The organism is Devosia sp. GW821-FHT12F11, assembly GCF_058806655.1.
Genome location: NZ_JBXAPX010000002.1, coordinates 759,250 through 771,406, shown reverse-complemented (window position 1 = coordinate 771,406; position 12,157 = coordinate 759,250). Strand labels below are relative to the sequence as shown.

General features: G+C 67.4%; 11 protein-coding genes. 8 read left to right on the top strand and 3 right to left on the bottom strand.

The genetic code is table 11. From position 1 onward, the window contains the following. Window positions 1-35: 35 nt before the first annotated feature. Entirely contained in the window at window positions 36-938 is a 903-nt protein-coding gene (locus AC1ROK_RS09330) for a cation diffusion facilitator family transporter (protein ID WP_492846070.1), read from the bottom strand. Window positions 939-1,188: 250 nt separating this feature from the next. On the opposite strand from AC1ROK_RS09330, the gene AC1ROK_RS09325 reads away from it, so the two are divergent. The 7 genes from AC1ROK_RS09325 to cobM all read left to right on the top strand — a co-directional run bounded on the left by AC1ROK_RS09325 (window position 1,189) and on the right by cobM (window position 8,998). Then, window positions 1,189-2,463 (top strand): sirohydrochlorin chelatase, encoded by a 1,275-nt coding sequence (locus AC1ROK_RS09325; protein ID WP_492846068.1) that lies wholly within the window; start codon window positions 1,189-1,191, stop codon window positions 2,461-2,463. After that, window positions 2,463-3,578, top strand: a complete 1,116-nt coding sequence (locus AC1ROK_RS09320) for a hypothetical protein (protein WP_492846066.1) — start codon at window positions 2,463-2,465, stop codon at window positions 3,576-3,578. Before AC1ROK_RS09325 ends, AC1ROK_RS09320 begins: the two co-directional genes overlap by 1 nt. Next, entirely contained in the window at window positions 3,575-4,198 is a 624-nt protein-coding gene (locus AC1ROK_RS09315; protein WP_492846064.1) for a precorrin-8X methylmutase, read from the top strand. The genes AC1ROK_RS09320 and AC1ROK_RS09315 overlap by 4 nt, the downstream gene beginning before the upstream one ends. Beyond that, entirely contained in the window at window positions 4,195-5,550 is a 1,356-nt protein-coding gene (gene cbiE / locus AC1ROK_RS09310; protein ID WP_492846062.1) for a precorrin-6y C5,15-methyltransferase (decarboxylating) subunit CbiE, read from the top strand. The genes AC1ROK_RS09315 and cbiE overlap by 4 nt, the downstream gene beginning before the upstream one ends. After that, window positions 5,547-6,275 (top strand): precorrin-2 C(20)-methyltransferase, encoded by a 729-nt coding sequence (gene cobI / locus AC1ROK_RS09305; RefSeq protein ID WP_492846060.1) that lies wholly within the window; start codon window positions 5,547-5,549, stop codon window positions 6,273-6,275. Before cbiE ends, cobI begins: the two co-directional genes overlap by 4 nt. Continuing rightward, window positions 6,272-8,047, top strand: a complete 1,776-nt coding sequence (locus AC1ROK_RS09300; RefSeq protein WP_492846058.1) for a bifunctional cobalt-precorrin 5A hydrolase/precorrin-3B C(17)-methyltransferase — start codon at window positions 6,272-6,274, stop codon at window positions 8,045-8,047. The genes cobI and AC1ROK_RS09300 overlap by 4 nt, the downstream gene beginning before the upstream one ends. A 168-nt stretch (window positions 8,048-8,215) precedes the next feature. Next, window positions 8,216-8,998: a precorrin-4 C(11)-methyltransferase gene (cobM, locus tag AC1ROK_RS09295; protein ID WP_492846056.1), complete on the top strand. Its 783-nt coding sequence runs from the start codon at window positions 8,216-8,218 to the stop codon at window positions 8,996-8,998. Window positions 8,999-9,177: 179 nt separating this feature from the next. Here the strand turns inward: cobM and AC1ROK_RS09290 are convergent, their stop codons facing one another. Then, window positions 9,178-9,903, bottom strand: coding sequence for a cobalt-precorrin-6A reductase (locus AC1ROK_RS09290; RefSeq protein ID WP_492846054.1), 726 nt, complete (start codon window positions 9,901-9,903; stop codon window positions 9,178-9,180). Window positions 9,904-10,031: 128 nt separating this feature from the next. On the opposite strand from AC1ROK_RS09290, the gene AC1ROK_RS09285 reads away from it, so the two are divergent. Continuing rightward, on the top strand, window positions 10,032-11,342 hold the full coding sequence (locus tag AC1ROK_RS09285; RefSeq protein ID WP_492846052.1) for a cobyrinic acid a,c-diamide synthase CobB: 1,311 nt from the start codon (window positions 10,032-10,034) through the stop codon (window positions 11,340-11,342). Window positions 11,343-11,354: 12 nt separating this feature from the next. On the opposite strand, the gene cobF is transcribed toward AC1ROK_RS09285, so the two are convergent. Further along, window positions 11,355-12,116, bottom strand: coding sequence for a precorrin-6A synthase (deacetylating) (cobF, locus tag AC1ROK_RS09280; protein WP_492846050.1), 762 nt, complete (start codon window positions 12,114-12,116; stop codon window positions 11,355-11,357). Window positions 12,117-12,157: the final 41 nt, after the last annotated feature.

The following is a 12,157-nucleotide window of genomic DNA, read 5'->3' as shown; positions in this document are numbered from 1 at the left end:
AGAGGGGGTCCTGGAGGGCACGACGGCCCGGCCGCTCACACCACCACGATGCCCGAGTGCTTGGCCTTGTTCTCGGGTTCGACGTGGATGGTGATCTGCGCCCGTTCCACCGCTTCGCGGAGCTTGGCTTCGATCCCGTCGCAGATCGCATGCGCTGCCTCGACGCTCATTGTACCGGGCACCACCAGGTGAAAGTCGATGAAGGTCATGGCGCCGGCCTGCCGGGTGCGGATGTCATGCGCCTCGAGCGCCCCGTCGGCATTGGTCGAGATGATTTCGCGGATCTGGGCGAGCAGCTTTGGCTCCACCGCCACGTCCATCAGTCCGATGACGCTCTGCTTGATCAGCTCCCAGCCCGACCACAGGATCGCCACGCCGACCAGTGCCGCGAGGATCGCGTCGAGCTGCACGAAACCGGTCGCCGCCGCCAGCAACACGCCGATCAGTACGCCTAGCGTCGAGACCACGTCGGTCCACAGATGCTTGCCGTCTGCCACCAGCGCCGGCGATTGCTCCTCGCGGCCGCGGCGCGATAGCCACCAGGCCCAGCCGGCATTGATGCCGGTCGCCAGCACGCTGACGCTGAGGCCCAACGGATCGAGCGTGAAGCCCCTCGGCTCGACGAAGCCATAATAGGCTTCGCGGAAGATCAACAGCGCTGCCACGGCGATGAAGATGCCGATCACCACGGCCGAAAAATACTCGGCCTTGTAGTAGCCGTAGGGCAGCGTGGCGTCGGCCGGGCGCGCGGCGAGCCGCACCGCGATCAGCGCCACGATCGCCGTCACCACGTTGACCACGCTTTCGAGCGCATCCGAGAACAGCGCGATCGAGCCGGTCGCCCAGGCGGCATAGCCCTTCAGCGCCAGCACCAGGATGCCGACCACCAGGCTGCCATAGGCGACGCGCACCGCCAGATTTGAAGAACCGTTTGCCATCAGCGGCCAATAGACGAGCCTATCCGCGCTGGCAAGTCACTGAATTTGCATGTGATTTTGAGAAGCGTTCGCATCTGACCGGGAATCGTTTGACCCGATATGGCCCCCTCACTACAACCCATTGATAGCGCAGCGTTCCTTGATGGACTGAAACTCACGCTCGGTGCGGTCGACCCAAATCGGGGACCAAGTCCGGGGCTGCTGGTTGGTCGAAAAGCGAACTCTGCCTTTGTGCAAAACAGAGGCGAGAATGGAAAAATCCCTGATCCTGCCGGCGGGAACCGCCGTGATGCTGTGCGGCCATGGCAGCCGCAATCAGCTCGCCGTCGGCGAGTTCGCGGTGCTGGCCGAGCGGCTACGCGAGCGCCTGCCGGGCGTCCCCGTGGAGTACGGCTATCTCGAGTTCGCCAATCCGGTGATCCATCAGGGCCTCGATAAGTTGCGGGCAGGGGGAGCCAGGCGGGTTCTCGCCGTGCCCGGCATGCTGTTCGCCGCCGGCCACGCCAAGAACGACATTCCCTCGGTGCTCAACACCTATGCCGCCGGCAAGGATGTCGAGATCACCTATGGCCGCGAGCTCGGCGTCGATCTGAAGATGCTGCGCGCTGCCGGCGATCGCATCCAGGAGGCGATCGATGCCTCGCCCAACGATGTACCGCGCCATGAAACGCTGCTGGTGGTTGTCGGTCGCGGCGCTTCCGACCCGGATGCCAATTCCAACGTCGCCAAGGTCATGCGCCTGCTCTGGGAGGGCATGGGTTTTGGCTGGGGCGAGGTCGCCTATTCCGGCGTCACCTTCCCGCTGGTCGCTCCGGCGCTCGATCATGCGGTGAAGCTCGGCTATCGCCGCATCATCGTCTTCCCGTACTTCCTGTTCACCGGCGTGCTGGTCAAGCGCATCTACGATGCCGCCAATGAGGCCGCGGCGAAGTATCCGCATATCGAGTTCCTCAACGCGCCTTACCTCAACGACCACCCACTGGTCGTCGAGACCTTCATCGATCGCATCCAGGAAATGCTGGTCGGCCAGAACCTGATGAACTGTGCCATGTGCAAGTATCGCGAGCAGGTGCTGGGCTTCGAGGCCGAGGTCGGCTTGAAGCAGGAGAGCCACCACCACCATGTCGAGGGCATTGGTGGCGGGCTCGAGAACTGCCCGTGCAGGGGCGATTGCGATTCATCGTGCCGCGACGAGGCCTTCTGCCTGAAGCATGGGCTGCCCTGGACGCCGCTGCACGCGCACGATCACGGCCATGACCATGCCCACCCGCACACGCATTCGCACCCTCACGCCCCGGCCCGGCACGCCCTGGTCGCCAACCCGGCCTTCCCGGTGATCCGCCTCGGCGGTAGCCACGATCACGGCTATCCTGAGGATCATGGCCATCACCACGGCGACGGTGCGCACCATCACCACGATGCCGATCACCACCATCACCCCTATCCGCACGCCAACCACCCGCTTGGGCCGGTGACCCTGCCCAAGGTCCCCGGCCGCCTCGCCCGCGAGGATAGCGACAGCTGATGCCGCTGTTCGATCGCTACATCGCGGTGGATTGGTCGGCGGCGAATGCGCCGAAGCGCGGCAAGGATTCGATCTGGATCGGCGAATTCGGCCCCGAGGGCCGCGTGCCGAGCCAGAACCCACCGACCCGCCACGCCGCGATGGAAGAGATCGTCGCCCGCCTGCTGGGCGCCCGCCGGCGCGGCGAGCGCGTCATGCTCGGTTTCGATTTCGTCTTCGGCTACCCCCGTGGCGCCTCGGCCGCCATCGCCACTGCAACCCTCGATCTTGCCCATCCACCGGCCGGCACCGGGCAGGGCAGTCGCCCATCGGATGGTGCGGCGCGGGAAGAATACACCCCACCCTGTCCCTCCCCCGCAAGGGGGGAGGAGACCAGAATACCGGCGTCAGTGAAGGCGTCTCCCTCCCCCTTGCGGGGAGGGGACAGGGGTGGGGGTACGTCTCCCGCGCCGGCCTGTCGGCCAGGTAATCCGCCGCCGTGGCTACAGCTTTGGTCGACGCTGGCGCGCCTCGTCGTCGACACCGCGGACAACGGCTCCAATCGCTTTCAGCTCGCCGAGGCGATCAACCATCGGCTCTCAGATGGTCCACATTTCTGGGGCCACCCGCACCAGCATAGCTACGCCACACTGCACCCCAAGCGCCCGCCCGGCGCCTACGCAACCATCCCCGAGCGCCGGGTGGCGGAGCGCTACGTCCGCAGCGCCCAGCCGGTGTGGAAGCTGACCGGTGTCGGCTCGGTCGGCAGCCAGGCAATGCTCGGCATCGCCCGTCTCGAGGCGCTCCGCACCGACCCGCGCCTTGCCGCGGACATTGCCATCTGGCCCTTCGAAACCAGCTTCGCCGACGACCTCAGTAAGCCCATCACCATCACCGAGATCTACCCCTCGCTCTTCCCGGTCAGCGAGGTCGATGGCCTGCCGCGCGACCGCGCGCAGGTCGAAGTCACCACCACGCGGTTCGCCGAGCTCGACCGCGCCGGTCTTCTCCACGGCTTCCTCAGCCCGCCCGCCGAGGTGACCGCCGACGAGCGCGCCATCCTGATTGCCGAGGAAGGCTGGATCGCCGGCGCCGGTCACCAGGCGCTGCTCGCGCAGTTGCAGAGCGCCGCATGACGTACCTCCGCGACCCCGCCGCCATCTACGCGCAGAGCTTTGCCACCATCGAAGCCGAAGCCGACCTGTCGGGGCTCGCTCCCGAACTCCACCCCGCCGCCATCCGCATGATCCATGCCTGCGGCATGGTCGACCTCGCAGCAGACATCGTCGGCGATCCCGCCGTTGCGGCGGCTTCCCAGGATGCGCTGCGCGCCGGCGCCCCCGTCCTCTGCGATTGCGAGATGGTCCGCTCCGGCATCATCCGCCGCCACCTGCCTGAAACCACCGAGCTCGTTCTCACCCTCAACGATCCCCCGGTACCGGCGCTGGCGACCTCGTTCGGCACCACCCGCTCGGCCGCCGCCGTCGAGCTCTGGCGCCCGCGCCTCGCCGGCGCCGTGGTGCTCATCGGCAATGCGCCGACGGCGCTGTTCCACCTCATCGAGCTGATCGCCGCCGGCGGCCCGCGCCCGGCCGCCATCATCGCCGCGCCGGTTGGTTTCGTGGGGGCGGCTGAAAGCAAGGCCTTGCTCGCGTCCAACGCGCTTTCTATTCCATTCCTCACGGTGCGCGGTCGCCGCGGTGGTTCGGCCATCGCCAGCGCCGCCTTCAACGCCATTTCGAAAGACCTCGCATGACCGCCTGGCTGCATATCATCGGGGTAGGGGAGCGGGGGCCGAACGAGCTGCCGGCATCCTACAAGCTGCTGCTCAGCTATGCCGATACGGTCGTCGGTCCGGCTCGATTCCTCGCGGATCTCGAACCGGTGACCCGTCCCAACGCCGGCGCCGACCTGTTCAATCCGGAATTCGTCACCAAGCGCAGCTTCGAGGCGGTGGCCCGCGCGCTGGCCGGCGAGGAGCCCGACCATTCGCCTGCCGCCACCTATGCGGATGGCCGCACACTGATCGAATGGGAGCCGCCGCTCGAAAGCATGATCGAGCAGGTGATGGCGCTGCGCGAGACCCCCACCGTCATCCTCGCCTCGGGCGATCCGATGTGGTTCGGCATCGGCGCGACGCTGACCCGCTACCTGCTGCCTTCAGAGTTCGTCATCCACCCCACCCCCTCGGCTTTCCAGCTCGCCGCAGCGCGGCTGCACTGGCCGCTGCAATCGGTCGCCACCATTTCGTTGCATGGCCGGGCGGTGGAATCGCTGCACCCGCATCTGCTGCCCGGCAACCGCATCCTGGCGCTCACTGCCGATCACACCACTGTCGACCTTGCCACCGAGCTCCTCGTCGATCGTGGCTATGGCCGTAGCCTCGTCACCACGCTCGAGAACCTCGGCAGCCCGGACGAGAAGCTCACCGCCGACGAGGCCGAGAGCTTCAACAGCCGCGAAGTCGAGGATTTCTATGTCCTCGCCATCGACTGCGTGCCCGATTTCACCGCCCCGCTGCTGCCGCCGCTCCCCGGCCTGCCTGACGAAGTCTTCGTCACCGATGGCCAGTTGACCAAGCGCGAGGTGCGCGCCGCCACTCTCGCCAAGCTGGGCCCGTTCCCCGGCGCTTTGCTCTGGGATGTCGGCGCCGGCTCGGGCTCCATCGCCATCGAGTGGATGCGGGCCGCCCGCGATGCCAAGGCCATCGCCTTCGAGCGCGAAGGCGAGCGTCTGCAGATGATCGCTCTCAATGCCGCCGCGCTCGGCGTGCCCAACCTCGAAATCGTCAGCGGCGAGGCGCCCGGTACCTTCGGCCGCACGGCCCCGCCCGATGCCATCTTCATGGGCGGCGATGTCGGCAATGACGATCTGTTCGATGCCTGTTGGAGCGCGTTGAAACCTGGCGGAAGGCTGGTCGCCAACGCCGTCACCCTCGATGCCGAGCACGCCCTCTATTCGCGCCACCTGCAACTGGGCGGCGAGCTGACTCGCATCGAGATCTCCTCGCTCGATCGCGTCGGCGGCCATCGCGCCTTCAAGCCGCGCATGGCGGTGACGCAATGGCTGGTCACCAAGGCAATGCACGGCCTGGTGGTGACGCCATGAAGACCGGTACGCTGTACCTCGTGGGCGTCGGCCCAGGCGATCCCGAACTGCTGACGCTGAAGGCGGTTCGCCTGCTCGGCGCCGTCCCCGTGATTGCCTACCCCACCACCGGCGAGGACGCCGCCCTGGCGCTCGAGATCGCAGCCCCGCACCTCAATGCTGCGGCCGAACGGCTGCCGGTGGCCATTCCGATGGCGGTGGAACGCGGCCCCGCCCAAGCCGCTTATGATGGCGCCGCTGCAGCCATCCTCGTGCATCTGCGGGCCGGGCGCGATGTCGCATGGCTCTGCGAGGGCGATCCATTGTTCTACGGCTCGGCCATGTATCTGGTCGCCCGGGTCGGCCCGCACGCCCCGGTCGAGATCATCCCGGGCATCACCTCGCTCACCGCCGCTGCGGCGGTTGCCGGTCGCCCGCTTGCCGCCCGCAACGAAATGCTCAAGGTGCTGCCTGCTCCGCTCGACGACATGACACTCCGCACCGAGCTCGCCGCCACCCCGGTTGCCGCCATCATCAAGGTCGGCCGCCACTTCGATCGCATCCGCGCGCTGCTTGCCGAAACCGGCCATGCCGATGGCGCAGTGGTGGTCGAACACGCCACCACCGCGCGCCAGCGCATCACCCGCCTCGCCGATTTCGCTCACGACGAGCGGCCGTACTTCTCCACCATCCTCTGCTATCGCGGCGCCGAAGCCTGGGGCGATACCGCCGGAGCCGGTAGATGACCACTCCCGCCATCATCATCTTCGCCGATACCGGCCTCGATACCGCCACCCGCATCGCCGAAGCCACGGGCGGCGAGATCTACAGCTGCGGGCAGGGCGGCGCCGACGCGCTGAAGCTCCTGCCGCGGCTGTTCTCCGAGGGGCGTCCGATCATCGGTGTGTGCGCGGCCGGCATCCTGATCCGGCTGCTCGCCTCGAGCCTCGAGAACAAGCAGAAAGAGCCGCCGGTGCTCGCCGTCTCGCTCGGCGGCGCCAGCATCGTGCCGCTGCTCGGCGGCCACCGCGGCGCCAACCGACTGGCCCGCGAGCTTGCCGATGAACTGGGCGGCCACCCCGCCATCACCACGGCGTCAGACAGCAAGTTCCTCCACAGCCTCGACGAGCCGCCTCCGGGCTGGGTGCTCGGCACCCCGCAGGATGCCAAGCCCGCCATGATGGCGCTGCTGCTCGGCGCCAAGCTGCAGATCGAAGGCGAAGCCCCGTTCCTCGCCGAAGCCGGCTACCCGGTGTCGTCGCTGGGCGCGGTGAAGGTGCTGGTCTCCGAACAGAAGCTGCGCATCGAGCGCGGCATCGTCTATCATCCCAAGACGCTGGTCGCCGGCGTTGGCTGCGAGCGCGGCGCCGACGCCGAGGAAGTCATCGGCCTCATCGATTTCGCCCTCCGCCAGCAGAACCTGGCGCCCGAAAGCCTCGCTGCCATCGCCTCGATCGACATCAAGGCCGACGAGCCGGCGCTGCTTGAAGCGGCGCGCCATTTCAAGGTGCCGCTCCGGCTCTTCTCTGCCGCCGAGCTCCTGCAGGAGCGCTATCGCCTCAAGTCTCCGTCCGACTATGTCGAGGAAACCGTCGGCACCCCCAGCGTCGCCGAAGCCGCTGCCCTCAAGGCCGGTCCGCTGGTGGTCGAGAAGCTGAAGTCCGACCGCGCCACCTGCGCCATCGGCAAGGCTCTGCATCCGATCGATCCGGAGAGCCTCGGCCGTCGCCCCGGAGTGCTGCACCTCGTCGGCATCGGGCCGGGCGAAGCCATCTCCCGTACCGCGGCGGCGGTGAACGCGCTCGAGCAGAGTACCGACTGGGTCGGCTACGACCTCTATCTCGATCTCGTCGCCGACCTGCGACGCGGCCAGCTTGAGCACCGCTACGGTCTCGGTGAGGAAGAAAGCCGCGTCCGCCATGCTCTCGAGCTCGCGGCTGAGGGCAAGGTCGTGTCGCTCGTTTGCTCCGGTGACGCGCAGATCTACGCCATGGCGGCGCTCGCCTACGAGCTGCTCGACGCCACCGGTCCGCGCGCTGTCTCCGACGTCGCCCGCCGCGTCAATCTTGAGACCCACCCGGGCGTCTCCGCCTTCCAGGCCGCTTCCGCCGCTGCCGGGGCGCTGATCGGCCACGATTTCTGCTGCATCTCGCTGTCGGATCTGCTGACCCCGCGTCAGGATATCCTGAAGCGGCTCGATGGCGCGGCGCGCGCCGATTTCGTCACCGCACTCTACAACCCGCGCTCGCAGCGCCGCACCGACCTGATCGAGGAGACCAAGCGCATCTTCCTCGACCATCGCCCGCCCTCGACCCCGGTGATCATCGGCTCCAATCTCGGCCGCCCCACCGAAAAGGTCCGCGTCGTTGCGCTGGCCGATTTCGATCCGACCGAGATCGACATGCTCACCATCGTGATGATCGGCTCCAGCACTTCGCGTACCTTCCAGCGCGGCTCCGGCACCGTCGCCTATACGCCGCGCGGCTACGCCGCCAAGGGAGCGCAGGATGGCCAGTAACTGCCGGGCACTGCCCCTCACCCGTCTCGCTTCGCTCGCCACCCTCTCCCTCAAGGGGAGAGGGAAGTCAGCGGCCCGCCCCGCGGCCCTTCTTCCCTCTCCCCTTGAGGGAGAGGGTGCCCTGCGGAGCGGGGCGGGTGAGGGGCAGTTCACCCGAGTCCAGTATCCATGACCGTCTACTTCATCGGCGCCGGCCCCGGCGCGCCCGATCTCATCACGCTGCGCGGCCAGCGCCTCATCGAGCGCTGCGAGGTCTGTCTCTATGCCGGCTCGCTGGTGCCAGCCGAAATCATCGCCGCCGCTCCCGAGGGGGCGCTGGTCCGCGACACCGCGCCGATGCATCTCGACGAAATCATTGACGAGATCATCAAAGCCAATGACGCCGGCAAGGATGTGTCGCGCGTCCATTCCGGCGACCCGTCGATCTATGGCGCCGTTGCCGAGCAGATGCGCCGCCTCGACGCGCTCGACATCCCCTACGAAGTGGTGCCCGGTGTTCCCGCCTTCGCCGGCGCTGCCGCCCGCATCGCGGCCGAGCTGACCTTGCCGGAGATATCGCAGACCATCATCCTCACCCGTACTTCGGGCAAGGCCTCGGCCATGCCTGAGTCGGAGAGCCTCGAGATCCTCGGCCAGTCGAAGGCGACGCTCTGCATCCACCTGTCGATCCGCAACCTCGGCTATGTCGAAACCGCGCTGACCCCGAACTATGGCGCCGATTGCCCGGTCGTCATCATCTACCGCGCCACCTGGCCGGACGAAGAGGTGATCTTCACCACCCTGTCCGAGATGAAGGCTCGCGTCCGCGAGGAAAAGATCACCCGCACCGCGCTGATCCTCGTCGGCCGCGTTCTCGGCGAAACCCGCTTCCGCGAGTCGAAACTCTATGACGAGAGTTTTGCGCACGTGCTGCGCAATGCCGGCAAGAAGAAGCTGAGGGCAGGGGGATGACCCTCGATGGGGCAGTGCGGGAAGAGTGCCCCCACCCCTGTCCCCTCCCCGCAAGGGGGAGGGAGACGCCAACACAGCGATCTGTGAGAGACGAAGACTTGCGAGCGCACGTCACCTCCCCCCTTGCGGGGGAGGGACAGGGTGGGGGGTATGTTTCCCGCACCGGCCCCTCGATAGGCTCAGACCAGCTTCAGCGCCGCGATCGCTTGCCCGACCGTCGGTACGTCGTGTGCCGGCGGCAAGGCCGGCCGGGCGATCATGAACACCGGCAGCCGCAGCCGCAGCGCCGCCTGCAGCTTCGCCTCGGTCTGCGCCCCGCCGGAATTCTTGCAGATCAGGTGGGTGATCCCCTGGTCCTGCATCATCTGGAACTCGCCATTGAAAAAGAATGGCGGCCGCGCCAGGAGCGACGTGGCGTTGACCGGCAGTTCCTTTTCCGGCGGCTCGATCGAGCGCACCACGAAACTGCAATCGGTGCGCTTCAGATAAGCGTCGAGATGGGTGTGCCCGACGGTCAGCAGCGCCCGTGCCCCCTTGGGCAGGCTGGCCGCCGCCTCCTCGGCATTGGCAACATGCTTCCAGAACGCATATTGCGGCTCGCTCCAGGCTGGCCGGGTCAACCGTACCAGCCGCATCTCGGCGAGTTCCGCCGCCCGCACGGCGTTGCGCTTGATCTCTTCGGCATAGGGATGCGTGGCGTCGACCAGCCGGTCGAAGCGCTCGGTGATGATGTAATTGCCCATTCCGTCGCCGCCGCCAAACCCACCAACGCGCACCTCGCCCGCCGGCAGCAGCGGATCGCTGGTGCGGCCAGCCAGCGACGTGGTCACCGCGTGACCCATCTTGGTCAATTGCGCAGCAAGCTGCCGCGCCTCTTCGGTCCCGCCGAGGATCAGGATCTTCATCGATTTGTATTCCCCAAGTCCGGCGCCCAGTTGGGCCGCAGCGCCGCCAGTACCCCCCGGTCCGGTTGCGATAACGCTATCTTAACCGCTAGTCCCAAGATTTTGCAGCATAATCTTCGAGTGCCGGGATGAATGGCCTGATTGTTGCCGCGCCCCGCTCCGGCTCGGGCAAGACTACGCTCACCCTCGGCCTCCTCGCCGCACTGACGCGTCGCGGCTTGAGTGTCGCGCCGGCCAAGACCGGCCCCGACTATATCGACACCACCATCCTCGCTCGAGCCGCCGGCCGTCCGGCCATCAACCTCGACCCCTGGGCCATGTCGCCAGAGCGCCTGCAGAGCCTCGCCTCGCACCACGCCGCAACTGCCGACCTGCTGCTCGTCGAAGGGGTCATGGGCCTGTTCGACGGCGCCGCCGACGGCCGCGGCTCGACCGCCGATCTCGCCGCCACGCTTGGCCTGCCGGTGATCCTGGTGCTGGATGCCGAGCGCCAGTCGCAGTCGATCGCCGCCCTCGCGCACGGCTTCGCCACCTGGCGCCCTGAAGTGAAAGTCGCCGGCCTGATCGTCAACCGCGCCGCCTCGACCCGCCACGAAGCAATGCTCCGTGCCGCGCTGGCAACTGTCGACATCCCTTTGCTCGGCGTCATCCCCAGGCGCGAAGCCCTTGCACTCCCCGACCGCCACCTCGGCCTCGTCCTCCCCGACGAGGTCGCCGGTTTCGATAAGGTCGTCGCCACCGCAGCCGAAGCGATGGAGGACTATGTCGACCTCAATCTGCTCCTCGCGCTGAGCGCGCCGCTCCACTCCGTTCAAGGCGGAGGGGAGGCGCTTCCACCCCTCGGCCAGCACATCGCCATCGCCCGCGACGACGCCTTCGCCTTCCTCTACCCGCACTGGCTTGATGACTGGCGCGAGGCCGGGGCCAGCCTCAGCTTCTTCTCGCCGCTCGCCGATGAAGCCCCGGACCCATCCGCCGATGCCGTCTTCCTCCCCGGCGGTTATCCCGAACTGCATGCCGCCCGTCTCGCCGCCGCCGGAAATTTCGTGCGCGGCCTGCGGGCGAGCGCCGAACGGTCGGCGCTGATCTACGGCGAGTGCGGGGGCTTCATGGTGCTCGGCGCCAGCCTCACCGACAAGGCCGGTGCGGCTTATCCGATGTCCGGGCTATTGCCGCATGAAACCCGCATCGACCGCCCCAAGCGGGTCCTCGGCTATCGTCGCCTCGTCCACCGGAGCCTGCTGCCGTTCCCGCAACACCTCGCCGGTCACGAGTTCCATTACTCGTCCGCGCGCCAGACCCACGGCACGCCGCTGTTCCAGGCCACCGATGCGCTCGGCGAGGCGCTGCCGCCGATGGGGCTGGTGCACGGCCGCGTCATGGGGTCGTACGCTCACGTGATTGATGCGGCTATTCAGCCCGCGCCGGCGGCTAAGTAGGCAGCAATAGCGTCAGCCCTTCTCAGGCTTGCGGATCATGTACGTGTCCATGATCCAGCCGTTCCGCGCCTGCGCCTCGCGCCGCTTCGTATCGATCTCGTCCATCACCTCGGACACTTTTCCGGCAACGAGAATCTCGTCCGCCGTCCCGAGATAGGCGCCCCAGAAGATCTCCGCTTCGTCCTCGGCAAAGCGCCGGAACACCTGGTGGTTGTCGAGCATCACCACGGCGCTGCTGAGGTCATCGGCCTCACCTTCGCCCACCCGACGGCCTGTGGTGATGGTGACCGCTTCGCCGACCCGGTTCAGCGTCACCTGGTGTTGCGCCGCCAGCGCTTGCGGCGCTGAAATCCCGGGGATCACCTCGATGGCGATTGGGCCCCCCGCTGCCTGCATGTCCCTGAGGATGCGCAGCGTTCCGTCATAGAGCGCCGGGTCTCCCCAGACGAGGAACGCGCCGGTGCCATCCTCCGGCAGCTCGGCGAACATCCGCCGGTAGGCCAGCTCGAGCTTTTCCCGCCACTCCTCGACGCTCTCGCGATAGTCCGGCGTTGCGGCCTTGCGGCGCGACGGGATGGCGAACTCCACGAGTCGGTAGTGCGGCTCGCTGACGAACTGCTCGAGCATTGCCAGCCGGATGGCGTTGAGCCCGGCCTTCTCCTCGCCCTTGTCGGGCATGAAAAAGACATCGGCGCGGTTCATCGCCTTGATCGCCTGAAGCGTGAGGTAATCCGGGTTGCCGGCCCCGATGCCGATGACGAGGATGGTGCGCATCCGTCCTCCCTATCGGATCGCTGCGTCACCCGCTAGAACCG